This window comes from Streptomyces sp. NPDC048331, assembly GCF_043201215.1.
In the GTDB taxonomy this organism is placed as follows: Bacteria; Actinomycetota; Actinomycetes; order Streptomycetales; family Streptomycetaceae; genus Streptomyces.
Genome location: NZ_JBICYT010000031.1, coordinates 63,587 through 83,825, shown reverse-complemented (window position 1 = coordinate 83,825; position 20,239 = coordinate 63,587). Strand labels below are relative to the sequence as shown.

The 20,239-nt window shown below is 73.6% G+C and carries 18 protein-coding genes; 8 read left to right on the top strand and 10 right to left on the bottom strand.

Annotated features, from left to right (window positions below; all coding sequences use genetic code 11):
* The first annotated feature begins 417 nt into the window (after window positions 1–417).
* The 3 genes from ACGFYY_RS32510 (at window position 418) to ACGFYY_RS32500 (ending at window position 5,989) form a co-directional block, all read left to right on the top strand.
* Window positions 418–3,954 carry a DNA polymerase III subunit alpha gene (locus ACGFYY_RS32510; protein WP_393714890.1) on the top strand — a complete coding sequence of 1,179 codons (3,537 nt, stop codon included), beginning with the start codon at window positions 418–420 and terminating at the stop codon, window positions 3,952–3,954.
* Entirely contained in the window at window positions 3,951–4,961 is a 1,011-nt protein-coding gene (locus ACGFYY_RS32505; protein ID WP_393714888.1) for a hypothetical protein, read from the top strand. The genes ACGFYY_RS32510 and ACGFYY_RS32505 overlap by 4 nt, the downstream gene beginning before the upstream one ends.
* A 167-nt stretch (window positions 4,962–5,128) precedes the next feature.
* Window positions 5,129–5,989 (top strand): esterase/lipase family protein, encoded by an 861-nt coding sequence (locus ACGFYY_RS32500; RefSeq protein WP_393714886.1) that lies wholly within the window; start codon window positions 5,129–5,131, stop codon window positions 5,987–5,989.
* Between the two features lie 34 nt (window positions 5,990–6,023).
* Here the strand turns inward: ACGFYY_RS32500 and ACGFYY_RS32495 are convergent, their stop codons facing one another.
* From ACGFYY_RS32495 to ACGFYY_RS32480, 4 genes are all read right to left on the bottom strand, one after another.
* On the bottom strand, window positions 6,024–7,082 hold the full coding sequence (locus ACGFYY_RS32495) for a lytic polysaccharide monooxygenase (RefSeq protein ID WP_393714884.1): 1,059 nt from the start codon (window positions 7,080–7,082) through the stop codon (window positions 6,024–6,026).
* Between the two features lie 391 nt (window positions 7,083–7,473).
* Window positions 7,474–8,148, bottom strand: a complete 675-nt coding sequence (locus ACGFYY_RS32490; protein WP_393714882.1) for a histone deacetylase — start codon at window positions 8,146–8,148, stop codon at window positions 7,474–7,476.
* Window positions 8,149–8,360: 212 nt separating this feature from the next.
* Complete coding sequence (locus ACGFYY_RS32485) at window positions 8,361–8,843, bottom strand: DUF402 domain-containing protein (RefSeq protein WP_393714880.1); 483 nt, start codon at window positions 8,841–8,843, stop codon at window positions 8,361–8,363.
* The gene (locus tag ACGFYY_RS32480; RefSeq protein ID WP_393714878.1) at window positions 8,840–9,787 is read right to left on the bottom strand and encodes a GNAT family N-acetyltransferase; all 948 of its coding nucleotides are present in this window, start codon (window positions 9,785–9,787) and stop codon (window positions 8,840–8,842) included. Before ACGFYY_RS32480 ends, ACGFYY_RS32485 begins: the two co-directional genes overlap by 4 nt.
* 71 nt (window positions 9,788–9,858) lie before the next feature.
* Here ACGFYY_RS32480 and ACGFYY_RS32475 point away from each other — a divergent pair, with 71 nt between their 5' ends.
* Complete coding sequence (locus tag ACGFYY_RS32475; protein WP_365271051.1) at window positions 9,859–10,248, top strand: GntR family transcriptional regulator; 390 nt, start codon at window positions 9,859–9,861, stop codon at window positions 10,246–10,248.
* 96 nt (window positions 10,249–10,344) lie between these two features.
* On the opposite strand, the gene ACGFYY_RS32470 is transcribed toward ACGFYY_RS32475, so the two are convergent.
* Window positions 10,345–11,442, bottom strand: a complete 1,098-nt coding sequence (locus ACGFYY_RS32470) for a DUF5925 domain-containing protein (RefSeq protein WP_393714876.1) — start codon at window positions 11,440–11,442, stop codon at window positions 10,345–10,347.
* Between the two features lie 206 nt (window positions 11,443–11,648).
* Between ACGFYY_RS32470 and ACGFYY_RS32465 the strand changes: the two genes are divergently transcribed.
* Window positions 11,649–12,455 (top strand): SGNH/GDSL hydrolase family protein, encoded by an 807-nt coding sequence (locus tag ACGFYY_RS32465; protein ID WP_365271085.1) that lies wholly within the window; start codon window positions 11,649–11,651, stop codon window positions 12,453–12,455.
* Here ACGFYY_RS32465 and ACGFYY_RS32460 read toward each other — a convergent pair.
* Window positions 12,425–14,206 (bottom strand): serine/threonine-protein kinase, encoded by a 1,782-nt coding sequence (locus tag ACGFYY_RS32460; RefSeq protein WP_393714874.1) that lies wholly within the window; start codon window positions 14,204–14,206, stop codon window positions 12,425–12,427. The genes ACGFYY_RS32465 and ACGFYY_RS32460 overlap by 31 nt on opposite strands.
* A 279-nt stretch (window positions 14,207–14,485) precedes the next feature.
* Between ACGFYY_RS32460 and ACGFYY_RS32455 the strand changes: the two genes are divergently transcribed.
* Complete coding sequence (locus tag ACGFYY_RS32455; protein ID WP_030723188.1) at window positions 14,486–14,755, top strand: hypothetical protein; 270 nt, start codon at window positions 14,486–14,488, stop codon at window positions 14,753–14,755.
* Between the two features lie 49 nt (window positions 14,756–14,804).
* Here the strand turns inward: ACGFYY_RS32455 and ACGFYY_RS32450 are convergent, their stop codons facing one another.
* From ACGFYY_RS32450 to ACGFYY_RS32440, 3 genes are read right to left on the bottom strand one after another with little or no spacing between them, the layout of a single operon-like run.
* A complete protein-coding gene (locus ACGFYY_RS32450) occupies window positions 14,805–16,001 on the bottom strand; it encodes a CaiB/BaiF CoA transferase family protein (protein WP_393714871.1) in 1,197 nt (398 codons plus the stop codon).
* 35 nt (window positions 16,002–16,036) lie between these two features.
* Window positions 16,037–16,822, bottom strand: coding sequence for an ABC transporter permease (locus ACGFYY_RS32445; RefSeq protein ID WP_365271039.1), 786 nt, complete (start codon window positions 16,820–16,822; stop codon window positions 16,037–16,039).
* Window positions 16,819–17,820 (bottom strand): ATP-binding cassette domain-containing protein, encoded by a 1,002-nt coding sequence (locus ACGFYY_RS32440; RefSeq protein ID WP_393714869.1) that lies wholly within the window; start codon window positions 17,818–17,820, stop codon window positions 16,819–16,821. Before ACGFYY_RS32440 ends, ACGFYY_RS32445 begins: the two co-directional genes overlap by 4 nt.
* Before the next feature lie 73 nt (window positions 17,821–17,893).
* Between ACGFYY_RS32440 and ACGFYY_RS32435 the strand changes: the two genes are divergently transcribed.
* Window positions 17,894–18,619, top strand: a complete 726-nt coding sequence (locus ACGFYY_RS32435; protein WP_393714867.1) for a TetR/AcrR family transcriptional regulator — start codon at window positions 17,894–17,896, stop codon at window positions 18,617–18,619.
* A gap of 21 nt (window positions 18,620–18,640) precedes the next feature.
* On the opposite strand, the gene ACGFYY_RS32430 is transcribed toward ACGFYY_RS32435, so the two are convergent.
* Complete coding sequence (locus ACGFYY_RS32430) at window positions 18,641–19,765, bottom strand: type ISP restriction/modification enzyme (protein WP_393714903.1); 1,125 nt, start codon at window positions 19,763–19,765, stop codon at window positions 18,641–18,643.
* 146 nt (window positions 19,766–19,911) lie between these two features.
* Here ACGFYY_RS32430 and ACGFYY_RS32425 point away from each other — a divergent pair, with 146 nt between their 5' ends.
* Entirely contained in the window at window positions 19,912–20,076 is a 165-nt protein-coding gene (locus ACGFYY_RS32425) for a hypothetical protein (protein WP_190620231.1), read from the top strand.
* Window positions 20,077–20,239 lie beyond the last annotated feature (163 nt).

Genomic DNA, 20,239 nt, shown 5'->3' with positions numbered 1-20,239 from the left:
GGGCGGGGGGGGGCGTCCCCGCTCCCCGCGCCCCCCCCCCCCCCCCAAACCCGACACACACCCGTAGGGCGCGACCCGAGCACCCACCCCCCCCCGGCCCCCCGACCCGACCCACCACCGACACCGACCCGCCAAATCCCAGCCCCGCCCCGCCGCACACCAAGACACGGACCCGCCAAACCCAGCCCCGCCGGCGATTGAGGCGCGGGGTCCGGGGCGGGGCCCCGGCAACGGCGCCGCACCGCAAACCGCCGAGCACCCCGCAGCCGAGCCGCACACCGCCGGGCCGCACACCGCCGAGCACCCCGCAGGGCACCCGCAGGGGAGGGGGCGAACATGTGTTTCGCACGAATATTCGAATTACTCTATGGTGGAGAGCGGGGGAGGTGTTCATTCGAGCGAAGCAGGAGGCCGCGGGTGCCTGGTTTTACGCATCTGCACACCGTTTCGGGGTTCTCCATGCGCTACGGAGGCTCACACCCCCAGCGGCTGGCGGAGCGTGCCGCCGAGCGGGGCATGGACGCCCTCGCCCTGACCGACCGCGACACCCTCGCGGGTGCGGTCCGGTTCGCGAAGGCGTGCGCGCAGGCGGGCATCCGGCCGCTGTTCGGAGTGGACCTGGCGGTCCCGTCCGCGACGGGTCCGGCCGGGTCGGGGGGCCCGACCGGATCCGCCGTGGGTGACGGGGTCGGCGAGGCCTCGTACCGGCGGCGCACCCCCGTCAAGGGCGGGGCCTTCGTGGACGAGTCCGCCGCGCGGGCCGTCTTCCTGGCCCGGGACGGGGCCGCCGGCTGGGCCGAGCTGTGCCGGATGGTCACCGCCGCCCACGCGGAGGCCGTCGAGGTCCCGCTGGTGCCCTGGAAGGCGCTGCGCGGGGAGGGCGTCTTCGTGCTGCTCGGGCCAGGCTCCGAGGTGGGGCGGGCGCTCGCCGCGGGCCGTCCCGACCGGGCCGCCCGGCTGCTCGCGCCCTGGCGGGAGATCTACGGCGACTCCCTGCGTCTGGAGGCCGTCCACCACGGCCGCACCGGCACCGGGCCCGGCTCGCTCCGGCTGGCCGCCCGTACCGTCGGCTTCGCCGCCGAGCAGGGCGTTCCGGCCGTGCTGACCAACGCCGTCCGCTACGCCGACCCCGGCCAGGGCCCGGTCGCCGACATCCTCGACGCGGCCCGCCGCCTGGTCCCCATCGACCGCCGGGGCCCCCTCGACAGCGGCGAGCGCTGGCTCAAGGACCCCGCCGCCATGGCCGAGGCCGCCGACCGGATCGCCCGGGCGGCCGGCCTGCGCCCCGCCGACGCCAGGCACCTGCTCGCGGAGACCCGGCACACCGCCGAAGCCTGTTCCGTGGACCCCGAGGACGACCTCGGCATGGGTTCCGTGCACTTCCCCGAGGCCCGGCTCGTCGGCGCGGCCCACCGCAGCGCCCAGCGGGTCCTCACCTCCCGGGCCTCGGCCGGCATGGTGCTGCGCGGGTACGCGGGCGACCGCGCGTACTGGGAGCGGATGCACCAGGAGCTCGACGTCATCGCCTACCACGGCTTCGCCTCTTACTTCCTGACGGTCGCTCAAGTGGTGGACGATGTGCGGGAGATGGGCATCCGGGTGGCCGCCCGCGGGTCCGGCGCCGGATCCCTCGTCAACCACCTGCTCGGGATCGCGCACGCGGACCCCGTCGAGCAGGGCCTGCTGATGGAGCGCTTCCTCTCCAAGCGGCGGCGCGTCCTGCCCGACATCGACATCGACGTGGAGTCCGCCCGCCGGCTGGAGGTCTACCGGCGGATCATGGACCGGTTCGGCACCGAGCGCGTCGCCACCGTCTCCATGCCCGAGACCTACCGGGTCCGGCACGCCATCCGCGACGTCGGCGCCGCGCTGTCCATGGACCCGGCCGTCACCGACCGGCTCGCCAAGGCCTTCCCGCACATCCGGGCCCGCGACGCCCGCGCCGCGCTGGAGGAGTTGCCCGAACTGCGTGACGTACGAGGGGAGTCGTACGGGCGACTGTGGGAGCTCGTCGAGTCGCTGGACGCGCTGCCGCGCGGGATCGCCATGCACCCGTGCGGGGTGCTGCTCTCCGACGACTCGCTGCTCGCCCGTACGCCGGTGGTGCCCACCAGCGGCGAGGGCTTCCCCATGTCCCAGTTCGACAAGGACGACGTGGAGGAGCTCGGGCTGCTCAAGCTGGACGTGCTGGGCGTGCGGATGCAGTCCGCGATGGCGCACGCGGTCGCGGAGATCCGCCGCGGCACGGGGCGGGAGCTCGATCTGGACGACCCGGCGCAGGTGCCGCCGGGCGACCGGGCCACGTACGAGCTGATCCGCTCGGCCGAGACCCTGGGCTGTTTCCAGATCGAATCGCCGGGCCAGCGGGATCTGGTGGGGAGGCTCCAGCCGGCGACCTTCCACGACCTGGTCGTCGACATCTCGCTGTTCCGGCCGGGGCCGGTGGCCGCCGACATGGTGCGGCCCTTCATCGAGGCCCGGCACGGGCGGGCCCCGGTCCGCTTCCCGCACCCGGACCTGGCCGACGCGCTGCGCGAGACGTACGGGGTGGTGGTCTTCCACGAGCAGATCATCGAGATCGTGCACGTCATGACCGGTTGCGGGCGGGACGAGGCGGACCGGGTGCGGCGCGGGCTGTCCGACCCGCAGTCGCAGCCGCGGATCAAGGTCTGGTTCGCGGCGAAGGCGGCCGAGCGCGGCTATCCGGTGGAGGTGATCGGCCGGACCTGGGAGATCGTGGAGGCCTTCGGCTCGTACGGCTTCTGCAAGGCGCACGCGGTGGCCTTCGCGGTGCCCACCTACCAGTCGGCCTGGCTGAAGGCGCACCACCCGGCGGCCTTCTACGCCGGGCTGCTCACCCACGACCCGGGGATGTACCCGAAGCGGCTGCTGCTGGCGGACGCGCGGCGGCGGGGTGTGCCGGTGCTGCCCTTGGACGTGAACCGGTCGGCGGCCGCCCATCGTATCGAACTGGTGTCCGATACGGGTGGTGTGAGTGGGGTGTGGGGGCTGCGGCTCGGACTGTCCGACGTCCACGGCATCAGCGGGGCCGAGGCGGACCGGATCGAGGCCGGACAGCCGTACGCCTCCCTGCGTGACTTCTGGGACCGGGCGCACCCGGGCCGCCCGGTGGCCGAACGGCTCGCACAGGTGGGCGCGTTGGACGCCTTCGGTGCCAACCGGCGGGACCTGCTCCTGCACGTGTCCGAACTGCACGGCGCGCAGCGGGCCGCAGGCGTGCGCGGTCCACAACTCCCGCTGGAGGGCGGCCGGTCCACGGCCTCCGTCGGACTGCCCGACCTGACCGATGCGGAACGGCTCAGCGCCGAGCTGGGCGTCCTCGGCATGGACGCCTCGCGGCACCTGATGGGGGACCACCACGCCTTCCTGGCCGAACTGGGAGTGATTCCGGCGCGCCGGCTGCGCGACACCGAGCATGGGCAGACCGTGCTGGTCGCGGGGGCCAAGGCGGCCACCCAGACCCCGCCGATCCGCTCCGGGAGGCGGGTCATCTTCACGACGCTGGACGACGGGACGGGCCTGGTCGACCTGGCCTTCTTCGACGACAGTCACGAACGCTGCGCGCACACCGTCTTCCACTCCTTCCTGCTGCTGGTACGCGGTGTGGTGCAGCGACGCGGCCCGCAGAGCCTGAGCGTGGTCGGCGCGGCGGCGTGGAACCTGGCGGAGCTGGTGGAACTGCGGGCGGCGGGCGGCCTGGACGCGGTCGCGGCCCGCCTCGCGGAGCCCGCGGCCGATCCGGGCGGGTCGGCCGCGGAATCGGCCGCTGGGGAGGGCGGCGCCGACCACGAGGCGGCCGGGCGGGCCCCCGGCCGCAGGATCCGCATGTCCACGGGGTACGAGATGAACCCCTGGGCCGACCTCCAGCCGCCCGGCACCGGCCCCGCGACCGGCCGCAAGCTGTGGCACTCCAGCCCGGGGAGCGCGGGATGACCACCGCCGAGCGGGTCGTGATGTGCCTGCGCCCGTACCCCGCCGACGGGGGGCCGCTCGGGGCCCGGGAGTACGCCGGGGTGCTCGCGCTGCTCGGGGGTATCACCCCGGCCGTGCAGGCCGTGCCGCCCGACACCGTCCTCGCCGAGGTCCGGGGCGCGCTGCGCTACTTCGGCTGCGACGCCACCCGGCTGGCCGCCCTGGTCCGGGTCCGGGCCCTCGCCCTGTACGGCGTGGACGCCGCCGTCGGCGTGGCAGGCAACCCCATGCTGGCCCGGGCCGCGGCCCGCGAGGCCGGGCCCGGCCGGACCCTGGTGATCCCCGGGAACCCCACCGCCGTACGGGAGTTCCTGGCGGGCAAGCCCGTCACCGTCCTCGACGGGGTCGGGCCGAAGGCCGCCCGCACCCTGTGCTCCTACGGGCTCGATTCCGTCGGCCGGGTCGCCGCCGCCCCGCCCGCCGCCCTGCGGCGGATCCTCGGCGCCCGGCTCGGCCGCGAGGTGCACGAGCGCGCCCTGGGGATCGATCGGACCCCGGTCCGGCCGGGTGCCGCCGCCCGCGCCGTCGCCGCCGAGCGGCTCTTCGATCTGGACGAGCTGGATCCCGTACGGCACCGGCGGGCGCTGCTCTCGCTGACGGAGGAGCTCGGCGCGAAGCTTCGTACACAAGAACAGGGCCGGGGGCAGGTCTGCCGGACCCTCTCGCTCACCGTCCGCTGCGCCGACCGCACCACGCTCACCCGGACGCGCACCCTGACCGAGCCCACCGCGCACTCGGCGGCCCTGACCGCCACGGCCTACGCCCTCTACGCGGGCCTCGGCCTGCAGCGGGCCCGGGTCCGCGCGTTGTCGCTGCGCGCCGAGGACCTGACCTCGGCGGAACGGGCCACGCGGCAGCTGAGCCTCGACCTCGAGGACGAGAAGGCCCGCCGCCTGGAGGCGGTCACGGACCGGGTCCGCGCGCGCTTCGGGCAGCACGCCATCGCCCGCGGCACGTTGGCCGCCTGACGGCCCGTAAGCGTTCGCCCGGGCGACGCGCGATTTTTTACTGACGCGTAACTTCCCTGTGTTCCTACTCACCCGTAATTTAGCGGCAGCAGCTCCCCCTTGTGATCCGGATCACGGGACGAACCCCCACGCTCATCCCCTTGAATCACCCGCGAGGAGATCACCCGATGCTGCCCTGGAGACGCCTGCTCCGCCCACTCGTCGTCCTCACCCTCACCGCCGCCGCACTCGTCGCCCCCACCGGTGCGGTGCAGGCCGCGTCCGCACCCAGCAGCGGCTGGAACAACTGGTCCTGCAAGCCGTCCGCCGCGCATCCGCGCCCCGTCGTGCTCGTGCACGGCACCTTCGGCAACTCCTGGGACAACTGGCTCGGCTTCGCCCCGTACCTCGTGCACCGCGGGTACTGCGTCTACTCGCTCGACTACGGCCAGTTGCCCGGCGTACCCCTCTTCAACGGGCTCGGCCCCATCGACAAGTCCGCCGAACAGCTCGACGTCTTCGTCGACAAGGTGCTGGCCGCCACCGGCGCCTCCAAGACCGACATCGTGGGGCACTCGCAGGGCGGCATGATGCCGCGCTACTACCTGAAGTTCCTCGGCGGTGCCTCGAAGGTCAACGCGCTGGTCGGGCTCGCCCCCGACAACCACGGCACCACGCTGCTCGGATTCACCAAGCTGCTCCCGTACTTCCCCGGGGCCGAGGACCTGATCAGCACCGCGACCCCGGGCCTCGCCGACCAGATCGCCGGATCCGCCTTCCTGCAGAAGCTGAACGAGGGCGGGGACACCGTTCCCGGGGTGAAGTACACGGTCATCGCGACCAAGTACGACGAAGTGGTGACGCCCTACCGGAGCGGCTTCCTGGAGGGGGTGAACGTACGCAACGTCGTCCTTCAGGACCTGTGCTTCCTGGACCTCTCGGAGCACGTCGGCATCGGGCTCACCGACCGGATCGCCTGGCACGAGGCGGTCAACGCCCTCGACCCGGCGAACGCCGAACGGACCACCTGCGCCTCGGTCTTCGACTGACCGGGCGCGGGCGGTCCGACACCGATCGGCCCGGCTAGCGGCCGTGGCGGCCCGTCGTCGTACGCGCGGTGCGACGGCGGGCGGCCCCGAACAGCGCGGCCGCGCCGACGGCGAGGGCGGCGGCCCCGGCGATCGCGATCGTCGGGGTGGCGCTGTTGCCGCCCGTCTCCGCGAGGTTGGCCTTGGCAGCGGCCGGCGAGGAAGGAGCGGCCGCGATCGGGACGGCGGCGGCGTCCTTCGTGCCGTTCGTCTTCGGGTCGTTGTCGCCGTGGCCGTTGTGCTCCACGGTGGACTTTCCGGCGCCGTCGGAGATCTGCTGGTCGGTCGGGGCCGAGGGCTTGTCGACGGGCTTGTCGGACGGCTTGTCCGAGGGCTTCCCGGACGGCTTGGCGCTCGCCTTGTCGCTCGGCTTGCCGCTCGGCTCGGAACCGGTGCCGCCGCCGTTGTCCTTGCCGAAGACCACGTCCGAGCAGGTGTAGAAGGCCTCCGGGCTGTCGGAGCGCTGCCAGATGCTGTAGATGAGGTGGCGGCCCGACTTGTTCGGGACGGTCCCGGAGAAGACGTAGTCGCCGTTCTGCATGCCCGGGTCGGTGACCTTCGCGAACGGCGCGGGTTCCAGGTCGGACCAGGCCAGGGGCTTCGTCGGGTCGTAGCCGTCCTTCGTCACGTACAGCTCGAAGGTGCCCTTGTGCGGGGCCGTGCCCTTGTAGCGGAAGGTGTGCGCGCCGGCGGACATCGGGCCGGCCGGCCAGTCGGCACGGGCCAGGTCCAGCCCCCGGTACTTGTCGTTGCCGGCCGAGCAGAGCTGCCCGTTCGGGATCAACGAGCGGTGGTTCCCGGCCGCGTTGGCGATGTTCACCGCGTTCCAGTCGTAGAACGGCTGCGTCCCGGCCGCCGCGACCGCGGCCTTGCAGGCCGCCGACTTCGGGGACTCCGGCCCCTCGGCATAGCAGGCCGCCACCCGGCTGACCGGGTCCGTCATCGAACCGTGGGCGACCGCGGGAGCCGCGGCGTACGCGGCCAGCGCGAGCGGGGCCAGGCCGGCGGCGGCGATACGGGTCAGCGTGATGGCGGTGCGGCGGCGTGCGGGCATGGGGGATCTCCTTCGGGCACAAGGCAGGGGCGTGCCGGCGGAATCGGACCCGTGGTGCGCCGCCCCCCGGCGGCGCCACAACGGGCCCTTCCTGTCCTGGCCCGGCCAAGCTAGCCGCCCCGACCACGGGTTCTGCCCCCACAGCCCCGCCGGAGCGGATCCTTAGGGCCCCCTTAAGCCGGAGACAAGAGCCGCCTCAGGAACCGACCGCTCAGCGCCCGTCCGGCCCGGAGCCTCCGGCTCCGCGTCGGTCGTCAGCCGCCCTGCGCGGCCGGGCCACGGCGCCCGCAGCCCGCCTGTCGTCCGCATGCTTCTGTTCCATCGAGGCTCGCAGCTCCGCAGGGGTCGGCCACGGTGCGCGCCGGTGGATCATGCGATGACGCCGTCTCGATCAGGGGCGGATCTTGTCGGTCGTCAGCAGCTCCCGCACCTGTGCCGGCGTCCAGTTGCCGGCGGCGCCGGGGCAGGACGCGAGGTAGGCGGCGATGTCCTGCTCCTCCCAGGGGCCGGACTCCAGGAGGCCGCCGGCCAGGTAGCGCAGGTACGCGCCCGACGGGTTGAGCACCTCGACGTCCTGGAGGCTCCACGGTGCGGTGAAGGTCAGCAGGGGGATGCCCTCGATCGTGCCCGGGCAGATCAGCGTCTCGTACCGGCCCGGGCCGAGCTCGTCGCGGCCGTCCCGTAGGGCCGTCGTGAGATCCAGGTCGGCTCCCGGTTCCTCGTACATCTCCTGGGCGGCGATGTCGGACATCTGGCCGACCGTCACCAGGTGTGCCCGTCCGCGCGTGCGACCGGGGGCCGTGGGGTCGTAGAAGCCCCGGCCCCCCGTCCACACGGGGGACTCCGTGGCGAAGTACAGGCAGCCCTCCAGCTCGACCGCGATCGAGCGCTCGGGGGCCCGGTGGTCGCGGCAGCCCGGGTACGTGCGGGCCGCGCCCGGCGGGGTCCCGCCGGCGAGGTACGTGGCCAGGCGGTCCATGTGCATGTTGGACCCGTAGGAGGCGTACCAGACCCGCTCGGGCGTGGAGATCGACTCGGTGAGCGGGGTGGCGGTGTGGACGACCATGCTCGGTTCCTCCGGGAGGTGGGATCGGGTGTCCGGGATCGGGTGTCCGCGATCAGGTGCCCGGGATCCGGAATCTCCCCTGTCATATGCCTATCGGGCCCCTGAGGCCCGTGCGTATGGTGTGGCCCCGGACCATCCCGGGCCCGGCGCCCTCCCGGCTCCCCACGGGAGGGCCGCCGCGCGCCCCGGGACCCGGGCCCCACCTCCCCGGGCTACGAGAGGAGCGCGGACAGGCCGGCCGCCGACCGGGCCTGGTCGTCCAGTGCGTCGAGGGCCCGTACCGCCTGGGCCGCGGCCTCCGGGTCGTTCGCGGCGAGCCCGCTCTCGGCGAACTCGTCCTCGTCCAGCCGCAGCACGGAGTTCCCGTCCGCCGACACCCACAGGTCGAGGTCCAGGTCCTCCACGAGGATCTCCCCGCTCCGCACCAGGGCGGGCCGCGTCACGTCGCAGTACCAGCCCTTGAGGACACCGCCCGCGGTCCACACCTCCTTGACGGCGTACCAGCGGGTCCGCCAGAAGTGCTCGACGAACACGTCGCCCGGCTCGAAACGCACGAAGCCGAAGTCCCGTACGCCCTCGGCCGCCCAGGGGGCGCGCACGGAGATCCGGTCGCCGTCGTCGGCGACCTGCGCCGCCGGGTAGCGGATCTTGGTCCGGCCGGCCTTGGTCAGGACGACGGTCAGCTGTGTGGTCACAGGGTCTCCAGCTTCTTCGTGAAGCGCGTCTCGGTCGCGCAGATCTCGTAGCCGAACCACTCGTTGATGGCGAGCATCGGGTCGTTGCCCGCGTCGTTGCCGGTGAAGGCCTCCCTGAACCCGGCCGCGCGGGCCCGGTGCAGGGAGGCCGTCTTGGCGAGCTTGGCCAGTCCCCGACCCCGGAAGGCGCGCACGGTGCCGGTCATCGCCGAGCCGTAGCGGGCGGCGCCGTCCGTCTGCACCGCGGCGAAGGAGGCCACCACACCGTCGACCAGGGCGACGGTGGTCAGCTCCTTGTCGAGGGTCGGGTCGTTCCAGATGTGGGCGAGCCAGTCCTCGTAGTCGGACGGCTCGACCGCCACATCGCCCGGTTCGTCGGCGGTCGCCTCGGCGTCGGCCTCGAAGAGCGGACGCGGATCGGCGGCGAAGGCGGAGCCGGGACGCAGTTCGACCCCGGCCGGCAGATCCTCGTCCCGCGGCAGCTCGGGCAGCGTGACCGTCGCCAGGTCCAGGCGCAGGCGGTGCGCCGAGCGGCGGGGCAGGTAACCGTTCCGCTCGGCGAAGGCACGGTGCGCGGGCTCGTCGAGGACCCAGGAGTACGCGTCCACCGCGCCGTGCGCGGCGAGGTGCTCCTCGGCCGCGTGGAGCAGGAGGCGGCCGGCGCCGAGACCGCGGTGGGCGGGATCGACGTACGTGTTGAGGTACGACTGTCCGGGATCGGGGCTGTCGTACACGATGCCGGCCCGGGCGGCGCCCACGACCCGGCCGTCCGGGCCCTCGGCGACGAGGACGCGGTGGTGCTTCGCCGGATGGGCGGAGGAGAGCTCGAAGGCCAGGCCCTCGGCGCTGGTGATCGAGAAGGGCAGGGCCGCGCGCAGTACCCGTACGACGGACTCCGCGTCCGCGAGGTCGTCGGGGCGGAGGCCACGGATCGATGCGGTCATGGGGCAGACGCTACGTGCGCCTTCGCGACGTGCGCCTCCCAATTAACCGCCGATGGGGGACAATCACCCGCGTGACCTCGACAAACCTGAAGATCACCATCGACGGCTCGGCCGGCTCGGCCGCCCCGTACGAACAGCTGCGCGCGCAGATCGCCGACCGGGCCCGGTCGGGGAAGCTCCCGGCGGGCTTCAAACTGCCGACGGTACGGGGCCTCGCGGAGGAGCTGGGGCTGGCCGCCAACACGGTCGCGAAGGCGTATCGGGCGCTGGAGGCGGACGCGGTGATCGAGACGCGAGGCCGGAACGGAACCTTCATCGCGGCCGCGGGGGACGCGGTGTCCCGGGAGGCGGCCGCGGCCGCCCAGGCGTACGCGGACCGCGTCCACCGGCTCGGCCTGACGCAGGCCGACGCGATCGCCGCGGCGACGGACGCCCTCCGGGCCCGGTACGCCGCCGGCTAGCCCGTCTTCCGGATCAGGCCGGGCCGTCTCCTCCGGATCATGCCGAACCCGCGCTGCGCGCGGCCCGGCCGGTGAACCGCCCCGCCGAGCCGGAGGTCAGAGGTACAGCCCCGCCTCCGAGCTGTGCGGCTGCGGGGGCAGGATCGCCGCCGGGCCCGTGCCGCGCCGTAGGGCGAACAGCTCCGCCAGGCTTGCGCCCTCGCGGGAGACGCCCTCGTCCGTGCCCAGCCAGTCCACCGCCTCCCGGTGGGTCAGCCGGCCGACCTCGATGCGGGCCAGGCAGCGCCCCGGCCGGACCACCGCCGGGTGGAGCCGTTCCAGGTCCTCGTTGGTGGTGACCCCCACCAGAACGTTGCGGCCCTGCCCCAGCAGTCCGTCCGTCAGGTTCAGCAGTCGGGACAGCGCCTGCCCGGCCGTGTGTCGGGCCTCGCCCCGGATCAGCTCGTCGCAGTCCTCCAGCAGCAGCAACCGCCAGCGGCCCTTCGCCGTGCCCTCGTCCTCCCCGATCGCGATGTCCATCAGGTAGCCCACGTCGTTGAACAGCCGCTCCGGGTCCAGGACGCAGTCCACCTGGCACCAGTCCCGCCACGACCGGGCCAGCGTCCGCAGCGCGGAGGTCTTGCCCGTACCCGGCGGCCCGTGCAGCAGGAGCAGCCGGCCCGCGATGTCGTCCGGGGTCACCTTCATCAGCCGGTCCATCGCCCCGGCCACCGGAGCCGTGTAGTTGGGCCGTACCTCCGCCCAGGTTCCGGCCGCGATCTGGCGGGTCGTGCGGTACGGGCCGCGGCGCGGGGAGACGTACCAGAAGCCCATCGTCACGTTCTCGGGTTGCGGTTCGGGTTCGTCCTGGACGCCTTCCGTGGCCTGGCCCAGCACCCCGGCGGCGAGTTCGTCGCTGACCGCCGTCACGGTGACGTCCGCGCCGCGGCTCCAGCGCGAGACGAGCATGGTCCAACCCTCGCCCTCGGCGAGGGTGGCGCTGCGGTCGCTGTCGCGAGCCGAGCGCAACACCGTGGCCTCCGGCGGCAGGAGAGTGGCCTCCGGCTTGACCCGCTCGATCGACACGCTGTGCGAGTACGGCTGCTCGCCGGACGCGAACCGGCCGAGGAAGAGCGCGTCGACGACGTCCGACGGTGAGTCGCTGTCGTCGACGTTGAGCCGGATCGGCAGCGCGTCCTGCGGGTTGGCTGACATGGCGCCCATGATCCGGCACACGATGCCCCCGTGCACCCGTGTTTCGCTGGATCGGGTGCCCAAGTTCCCTCTTCAAACGCATTCGGAGTGAAGGTTCGGGCCGCAACCCTGCCCTGAACATTCTTGGCATGGACACTTCCAGCAATCCCCGGCTGCTTGTACCACGGACTCAGGAGTAACCCCCACAAGGAGCCGCACACATGAGCATGAAACTGTCGCGCTTCGCTGCCCTGACCTCCTCCCTCTTACTCGCCGCGGGCGCCACCCTGTTCGGCGCGGGCCAGGCGGCCGCCACCGCCCGGGCCGACTTCGGCTACGTCGCCCTCGGCGACTCGTACTCCTCCGGCGTCGGCGCCGGCAACTACGACGGCGCGAGCGGCAACTGCAAGCGCACCACCCGCGCCTACCCCGCCCTCTGGGCCGCGGCCCACTCCCCGCAGACCTTCGCCTTCACCGCCTGCTCGGGCGCTCGTACGGGTGATGTCCTCGCGGGCCAGCTCGCCCCGCTCAACTCCGGCACCGACCTGGTCAGCATCACCATCGGTGGGAACGACGCCGGATTCTCCGACGTCATGACCACCTGTGTGCTCCAGTCCGAATCCACCTGCGTCAACCGCGTGAACCAGGCCAAGGCATACGTGGACTCCACCCTCCCCGGTCAGCTCGACCAGGTCTACAACGCCATCAGCGGCCGCTCGCCCGGCGCGCACGTCGTCGTCCTCGGCTATCCCCGCTTCTACAAGCTGAACGGCACCTGTACCACCGGCCTGACCGAGGGCGAACGGGCCGCCATCAACGGCGCCGCCGACCACCTCAACGCCGCCATCGCCAAACGCGCCGCCAACCACGGCTTCACCTTCGCCTCGGTCGCCGGCACCTTCACGGGCCATGAGATCTGCTCCGGCAGCGCGTGGCTGCACAGCGTCAACTGGCTGAACATCGGCGAGTCGTACCACCCGACCGCGGCCGGACAGTCCGGCGGCTACCTGCCGGTCTTCACGAACGCCGCCTGACCGGCTCGATCCGACTGATCCGACTGATCCGACCGACCCGCTCGATCGGCCTGGTCCGTTCGGGCCGTCCCGTCCGGCTCATCGTTCGCGGGACTCGCCGGAGCGCTGGTCGTCGGCGTCGGCGTCGCCGACGGTGACGCCGACGCCGAGGCCGACGTACTCGGCCCGGGGGAGGAGGCCCCGCTCGTCGGGGCCTCCTTCCGGCACGTCACGGAGGTGGTCACCCACTGGGTGGCCACCTCCGCCGGTCCCCGCACCTCCAGGCGGACCGCGTCCTCGAACATCCCGTCCGGGTCGTGCGTGAGCTCGGTGTGCTCCAGCCGCCGGCTCCTCGGCCCGCCCTCCTCGTACGTGACGGACTGCCAGTCGGGTCCGGAGGTACGACCGCTGCGCGTCGCCCAGCGGTACTCCAGTACGACCGGGGTGCGCTCCACCTCGACGGTGGCCGTGAAGGCGGGCGCGGATCCGGCCGGTGGCGGGCAGCTGCCGGTGTAGGAGGAGCGCACCACGTCCACGTACACCGAGACGTGCTGTCCCGTCGGCCCCGAGGCGGAGGCCGACACCGGGGCCGACGGAGTCGTCGAAGGCGTCGTGGTCACGCTCCGGGAGGCCGTCGCCGAGCCCGTCGGGGAGCCGTTCCCGTCGCCCGGGCCGTCGCTGTTCCCGAGGTCCTTGACGAGCAGCCACCCCACCGCGACCAGAGCCAGCACCATCAGCACGATGCCGACGGTCAGGACCAGCCCGGCGTTCCCCTCGCGCGCTGCCGCCGGGGGCGTCCCGTACGGAGCCGCGTGCGGCGGTGGCGCCGCCGGCGTCGGCCGCGGCCGGTACGGCTCGCGCGGGGTGTCCGTCCCCTGCCCGTGGTGGGCGACGACCGTCGGGGCGTCCGGCCCCGACACCGGCCCGTCGGGGGCCTGTACGGTCCCGCCCGCGCCCACCACCCGCAGCATCCGGGCCGCCTCCGCCGCGCTCAGCCGCTCGGCCGGGTCCTTGCGCAGCAGCCCCTCCAGGACGGGCGTCAGCGCCCCGGCCCGGCGCGGCGGCGGCAACTCCGTGTCCACCACGGCCCGCAAGGTGTCCAGCGGGGTGGCCTGCCGGAAGGGCGAGACTCCCTCGACGGCCGTGTAGAGCATGATCCCGAGCGCCCACAGGTCCGAGGCCGGTCCCGGATCGCGCCCCAACGCTCGTTCCGGCGGCAGGAATTCGGGCGACCCGACCACCTCGCCCGTCATGGTGATCGACGAGGAGCCCTCCAGGGTCGCGATCCCGAAGTCGCCGAGCACCACCCGGCCGTCGTTGGCGATCAGGACGTTGCCCGGCTTCACGTCCCGGTGCAGCACCCCGGAGTCGTGCGCCGAGCGCAGCGCGGCGAGCACCTGTTCCCCGATGTGCGCGGCCCGCTGAGGGGGCATCGGCCCCTCGGCCTCCAGCACGTCCGCCAGTGAGAGTCCGCGCACCAGCTCCATCACGATCCAGGGCCGACCGCCCTCGGACGCCACGTCGTAGACGGTGACGACCCCGCGGTGCGAGACCCTGGCCGCGGCCCATGCCTCCCGCTCCAGGCGCCGGTACAGCCGCTCCAGTTCGGTGGGTTCCAGCCCGACCGGCGCCCGTACCTCCTTGACGGCGACATCACGGGCGAGCACCTCGTCCCTGGCCCGCCACACGATGCCCATACCGCCCCGGCCGATCGGTTCGAGCAGCCGGTAACGGCCCGCGATGACACGATCGGAGTTCGATTGGTCACTCACGCGCGCCCCCGAGTGTGCTCCCGTGCGCCCGGGTGTCACCGGGCGATCACTCCAAGTTAGCGCAGTGTGGGCCAAGTGGCTCCTGTCGTGACGGGACTCGCGCAGAGGCCTCTCGCAGCGTGACGTCTGTGCGGAGAGTAATCGGCGACTCCGCTGAGTAATCGTCAACTCCCCGTCGCCACAGGGGTAATTCACACCACCGGGATACCCGGGGGCGACGCGGGGGCGATAGGGTTAACCTGCCCGGGCCGGGTGCCCTCGTACGGGTGGGGAGAGATCATGGAACAGATAGCAATGCGCAGCAGGCCGCCTCGCGTGCCTGCCATCACCTGCGGCAGCAGTGCGACCAGCTCGCGCCTCGACCGCCACCTCTCTGTGCTGGGCGGTCCCGCCGTCCCGCACCGGGAGACCGCCGAGGCGACGCTGCTGATGCGCGAGCTCACCTCCCGCGACCACACGCACCGTCTGCGGAGCCGGAGCGCGCGCGTCTCGCTCTTCGCGCCGCTGCGTCGTCTGCGTCGCACGCTCTTCGGCAGTCGCCGCTCGTAACCGTCCCCGTACCGCAGCCGTCGGCCCCTCGGCCTCCGGCTCCCCGGCCCTACCCGATCACACCGTCCCGGCGCAGTTCCGAGATCTGTGCGTCCGCCATCCCCAGGGCGCTCAGCAGGGAATCGGTGTGCTCGCCCAGCGCGGGCACCGCACCCATGTGCGGTGCCGCGCCGCCCGGCAGCCCGATCGGCGGCAGCAGGGCCCGCAGCGGACCGGCCGGTGAATCCACCTCCCGCCAGCGGTCCCGGGCCGCGAGCTGCGGATGCCCTGCCAGCTGGGCCACGGAGTTCAGCCGCGCGCACGCGATGCCCGCCGCCTCCAGCCGTCCGATCGCCTCGTCCGCGCCGAGCCGGCCCAGCGCCTCGGCCACCACCGCGTCGGTCTTCTCCCGGTTCACCGTGCGCGCCCCGTTCGTCGAGTACGCCGGATCGTCCGCCAACTCCGGCTGCTCCAGGACCTGTTGTGCCAGCCGCCGCCACTCGCGGTCGTTCTGCACCGAGAGCAGCACCCGGTCCCCGTCGGCCGTCGCGTAGGCGTCGTAGGGCGCGATCACCGCGTGCGCGAGGCCGGTACGAACGGGCTGCTCCCCGCCGTGCATCGTGTGATGCAGCGGATGTCCCATCCACTCGGCGAGCGCGTCCAGCATGGACACCTCCACCCTGCCCCCGCGCCCGGTCACCCCGCGGCGCAGCAGGGCGGCCAGGACGCCCGAGAAGGCGTACATGGCCGCCGCGATGTCCGCCGCCGGGATCCCCGCCTTGACGGGCTTCTCGGGAGTGCCGGTCACGGACACCAGGCCCGCCTCGCACTGCACGAGCATGTCGTAGGCGCGCTTGTGCGCGTACGGGCCCTCGGCCCCGTAGCCGGAGACGTCCACGGCGACCAGCCGGGGGTAACGCGCGCACAGCGCGGCCGAGTCGAGTCCGAGCCGGGCCGCGGCCCCCTGCGCGAGGTTCTGCACGAAGACGTCGGCGCCGGCCAGCAGCCCGTGCAGGACCTCCCGGCCGCGCGGGTCCTTCAGGTCGAGCGCGATCGACTCCTTGCCCCGGTTGGCCCACACGAAGTGCGAGGCGAGACCGTGCGCGGCCGTGTCGTAGGCACGGGCGAAGTCGCCGCCGTCGGGGCGCTCGACCTTGATCACCCGGGCGCCGAGGTCGGCGAGCTGACGGGTGGCGAAGGGGGCCGAGACGGCCTGTTCGACGGCGACGACGGTGATGCCGTCCAGGGGGAGTGGTTCGGTGGTCATGGGCCCTGCCTACCGGGTCGGACGGGCCGCTGTCACTACCGGCCGCGTGCGAACCTGCGGGTGGTCGCCGGTACGAACACCGCGAGCAGCAGACCCGACCACAGCAGCGCCCCGGCCACGGGATGCGCCGCGGGCCAGGCGGCGCCCGCCGCCGCCTCGCCGCCGGCGTTCCCGCACAGCTCGCGCACGGCGGTGGCGACGGCGCTGATCGGGTTCCACTCGGCGACCGCGCGCAGCCACCCGGGCAGCCCCGCGGTCGGCAGGTACGCGCTGGAGAGCATCGGCAGGACGAAGGTGGCACCGCCGAGTTGGCCGGCCGCCTCCTCGCTGCGGCTCAGCAGGCCGAGGTACGTGCCCACCCACGCGGTCGCGAAGCGGAACAGCAGCAGCACACCGAGGGCGCCGAGCGCGCCGGGCAGACCGTTCTCGATGCGCCAGCCCATCGCCAGCCCCACCAGCATCAGCGGCACCATCGACACGCCGGTGGTCAGCAGGTCGGCGGCCGTCTGTCCGAGCGGAACGGCGGTGCGGCTCATCGGCAGGGTACGGAAGCGGTCCATCACGCCGCGGTGGGCGTCCTGCGAGGCCGTGAACAGGCCGGTCATCAGGCCGTTCGCGGCGGTGGCGGCCAGCAGTCCGGGGACCAGGAACTCCCGGTACTCCGTGCCCGGCATGGCGAGCGCGCTGCCGAAGACGTAGCCGAAGAACAGCAGCATGGTGATCGGCATGGTCTGGGTGAGGATCAGCAGCGCCGGGGCGTGCCGGGCCTTCTGGAGCTGGCGGGTCACGACGGCTCCGCCGTCGTACAGCAGGGTGCTCATGCGGCGAACTCCTGATCGGCGGTGGCGGTGGCGGTGGCGGTGGCGGTGACGGCGGCGCTGCCGTGGGCCTGGGTGAGGCGGAGGAAGACCTCGTCGAGGGTGGGCGGGCGCAGGCTCGCGTCCGTGACCGGGACACCGGCGGTGTCGAGTTCCCGGATGATCCGCGGCAGGGTCAGGGCGCCGTCGAGCACGGTGACGCCGACGGCCAGCCGCTCCTCGTCGAGCACGGGCCGGCCGCCGGTGAGCTGGTCGAGCACGGCGGCGGCGCGCGTGAGCGCCCCGGGCTCCGCGACGGTGACCTCGGCGCGGGCGCCGATCCGGGCCTTCAGCCGCTCCGGAGTGCCGGTGGCGGCGACCCGACCGCGGTCGACGACCACGATCTCGTCGGCCAACCGGTCGGCCTCCTCCAGGTACTGGGTGGTGAGCAGCACGGTGGTGCCCGCTTCGGAGAGCGCGCGCACCGCCGTCCAGATCTGCGCGCGGGCCGCCGGGTCCAGGCCGGTGGTGGGCTCGTCGAGGAACAGCACCCGGGGGCGGGTGACCAAGCCCGCGGCCAGGTCCAGACGCCGCTTCATGCCGCCGGACCATGTGCCGGTCATCCGGTCGGCGGCCTCGGTCAGCCCGAAGTGCTCCAGCAGCTCGTCGGCGCGGGTTCGGCCGGCGCGACCGCGCAGTCCGGCCAGTCGGGCGAAGAGCCGGAGGTTCTCACGGCCGGTCAGGTCCCCGTCGACGGAGGCGTACTGGCCGGTGACGCCGATGGCGCGGCGGACGGCGGCGGGATCCCGGGTGACGTCGTGACCGGCGACGAGGGCGCGGCCGCCGGTGGGTGCGGTGAGGGTGGTGAGGATCCGCACGGCAGTGGTCTTGCCCGCGCCGTTGGGACCGAGGAGGCCGCAGACCGTGCCCTCGGGGACGGCGAGGTCGAGGCCGCGCAGGGCGTGGACCTCTCCGAAGTTCTTCTCCAGACCCTCACTAAGTACAGCGTACGTAGTAGTCATGTGTGCCACCATACCTCACTACGTACGGTGTACGTAACTAAGATGGTGGGGAGACGACGAGGTGATCTGAGCCATGACAGCCGGCGGGCGACCCGCTGAACCCGAAGTGATCTGGTCCCGCCCCCAACGGGCCGGCCGCGGACCGAGACCCGCGCACAGCCGTGAGTCGATCGCGGCCGAGGCGGTGCGGATCGCCGACGAGGAGGGGATCGAGGCCGTCTCCATGCGGCGCGTGGCGGCCGGGATCGGCGCGGGCACGATGTCCCTCTACAACTACGTGCCGCGCAAGGAGGACCTGCACGAGCTGATGGTCGACGCGGTCAGCGGGGAGTACGAGCTCCCGCCGCCGACCGGCGACTGGCGGGCCGACCTGCTCACCCTGGCCCGCGGGACACGCGCGCTGATGCACCGCCATCCCTGGCTGCCGCGCCTGCTGAGCCCGGTCTACGGCTTCGGCCCCAACGCCCTGCGCTACCTGGAGTACAGCCTGGACTGCCTGGCTCCGCTCGACGTGACGGACGGCGAGAAGCTGGAGCTCGTCGCCGCCGTCAACGGCACCGTCGGGACCTTCGTGGCGAGCGAGCTGGCGCTGGCCGAACGGGCCCGGTCGCTGCCCTGGAGCGAGGTGGAGGAGCAGCGCGTACGGACGGCCTGGCTCGGCTCCCGGCTGGCCACCGGGGAGTACCCGCGGCTGGCGGCGGCTCTCACCGGCGGCGGCCCGGTCCCGGGCGCCGGGCTCGACATGGACGAGGTGTTCGACCGCACGGTGTCCCGGCTGCTGGGGGCCTGGGGCGCGTAGGCGCGCTGTCCGCACCCCTCCTCACAGGAGGGTGAACTGCCCGCCCGGGCCCTCCTCCTGGTGGTCCAGCACCGAGGCCGGACGTCGGGCCCAGGCCGGCGGCGGCAGCACGCCGGCCACGCGCAGCGCCTCGGCCGACAGCTCCGGACCGGGCTCGAACGCGGCCCGCTCCGGATCCAGTTCGGCCAGCAACGCCAACGTGGTCACCAGGGCGAGCAGTTCCGAGGTCCAGCTCTGCGGCCACGCGCCCGGCCCCAACGCGGCCAGCCCCTCGGCGTCCGGACCCCGGTGCGCGGTGCGCGCGGCGAACCAGGCCGGCAGCACCCGCACGCCCTGCGCCTCGTACTCCCAGGCCCCGACCGGGACGGGGGAGACCGTCCCGCTCCCGAGGCTCAGCGTCTCGCTCTCGGCGTCGTACGCGAGCTCGCGGGGTCGGCCCGAGACCGCCGAGCGGACGTACGGCCGACGCCCGCCGGGCAGCCGGGGTGGCTCACCACCGCGGGCCCCGCGCAGCTGCACGCTCAGCAGCCGGTGCCCCAGCTCCAGCCCGGTCCGCCAGCGCTCGGGATCGGCGGCGAGCGGGACCTCGTACCCGCGCCGCCCCGGGCGGCCGGCGGCGAGGATCCAGGACAGGACGTCCTCCGGGGTCACCCGGCCGCCGTGGTGCGCGTCCAGCAGGGGCAGCAGGCCGGGCGCGAGATTCGGCTCGGCGCCGCCGGGGCGCCGGTGCAAGGGGCGGATCCGGCCGAGGCGGCCGACGGGGAGGTGTGCGGTGACCAGCGGATCCGGTGTCTCGACGAGGAACAGCTGGTGCTCGTCCCGGACCCGCCAGAGCTCGGGGCGGGCCGTGTCGATGAGCCGCTGGTCGGGCAGCAGCCACTGCTCGTCGAAGGGCTCGCGGAGCACCCGTACGGGGTCGGGGCAGGGGCCCGGGTCGTCGGCGAAGCGAGCCGTGGCCGCCGAGCGCTGCCCCGGCAGGGCGGCCGCCCCGGCGTCGGGCCGACGGCTGCGGCTCGGGCGGAACAACCGCTCCCGCTCGGCCCCTTCGGAGCCGGTCAGGGCGGCCCAGCGGGCGCGCAGGGCCGCCGGGTCGGGTGCGGCCACCCAGTCCCGGCCCAGGCGCAGGCCGCCCACGGACCAGGGCATCAGATCCTCGAGCAGCGGTACGTCATCGCTCACGCCGCTGATGGTAGCGACGGGATCCGATGGCCGGGCTGCGTCCAGGCCGACGAGCTAGGCTCCCTGTATAGGCATTCGTACGGATTTCGACCGAGGAGGCTGAGGAGGCGGTCATGAGTCAGTACGACGAATACACGACCCCGTCACAGGCCGAGGGCGAGCGCCTCGACGAGGACATGGACGAGGCCCAGCGCAAGCAGCGGCAGCACCCCCACACGATGCGGACCACGCCGTCCCAGGCGGAGGGCGAACGCACCAGGGAGGACGACGAGAAGTAGGCGCACCGGAGCCTGGACACCGGAGGGCCGGCACCGGAGGGCCGGCCCCGGGGTGTCCGAGGCCAGGGTGTCCGGGGCCAGGGTGTCCGGGGGCCGGCCGTGGGTGCGCGTCGGCCGTCAGTGCGCGTCGGCGGTCGGTGTGCCTCGGCCGTCGGTGCGCGTC

What these genes read in the sequence shown, in the direction of transcription:
- ACGFYY_RS32505 (WP_393714888.1), top strand. Translation starts at nt 3,951, where the DNA reads ATGACCACCGCCGAGCGGGTCGTGATGTGCCTGCGCCCGTACCCCGCC.
- ACGFYY_RS32500 (WP_393714886.1), top strand. Translation starts at nt 5,129, where the DNA reads ATGCTGCCCTGGAGACGCCTGCTCCGCCCACTCGTCGTCCTCACCCTC.
- ACGFYY_RS32495 (WP_393714884.1), bottom strand. Translation starts at nt 7,082, where the DNA reads ATGCCCGCACGCCGCCGCACCGCCATCACGCTGACCCGTATCGCCGCC.
- ACGFYY_RS32490 (WP_393714882.1), bottom strand. Translation starts at nt 8,148, where the DNA reads ATGGTCGTCCACACCGCCACCCCGCTCACCGAGTCGATCTCCACGCCC.
- ACGFYY_RS32480 (WP_393714878.1), bottom strand. Translation starts at nt 9,787, where the DNA reads ATGACCGCATCGATCCGTGGCCTCCGCCCCGACGACCTCGCGGACGCG.
- ACGFYY_RS32470 (WP_393714876.1), bottom strand. Translation starts at nt 11,442, where the DNA reads ATGTCAGCCAACCCGCAGGACGCGCTGCCGATCCGGCTCAACGTCGAC.
- ACGFYY_RS32465 (WP_365271085.1), top strand. Translation starts at nt 11,649, where the DNA reads ATGAAACTGTCGCGCTTCGCTGCCCTGACCTCCTCCCTCTTACTCGCC.
- ACGFYY_RS32455 (WP_030723188.1), top strand. Translation starts at nt 14,486, where the DNA reads ATGGAACAGATAGCAATGCGCAGCAGGCCGCCTCGCGTGCCTGCCATC.
- ACGFYY_RS32450 (WP_393714871.1), bottom strand. Translation starts at nt 16,001, where the DNA reads ATGACCACCGAACCACTCCCCCTGGACGGCATCACCGTCGTCGCCGTC.
- ACGFYY_RS32445 (WP_365271039.1), bottom strand. Translation starts at nt 16,822, where the DNA reads ATGAGCACCCTGCTGTACGACGGCGGAGCCGTCGTGACCCGCCAGCTC.
- ACGFYY_RS32440 (WP_393714869.1), bottom strand. Translation starts at nt 17,820, where the DNA reads ATGACTACTACGTACGCTGTACTTAGTGAGGGTCTGGAGAAGAACTTC.
- ACGFYY_RS32435 (WP_393714867.1), top strand. Translation starts at nt 17,894, where the DNA reads ATGACAGCCGGCGGGCGACCCGCTGAACCCGAAGTGATCTGGTCCCGC.
- ACGFYY_RS32430 (WP_393714903.1), bottom strand. Translation starts at nt 19,765, where the DNA reads ATGCCCTGGTCCGTGGGCGGCCTGCGCCTGGGCCGGGACTGGGTGGCC.
- ACGFYY_RS32425 (WP_190620231.1), top strand. Translation starts at nt 19,912, where the DNA reads ATGAGTCAGTACGACGAATACACGACCCCGTCACAGGCCGAGGGCGAG.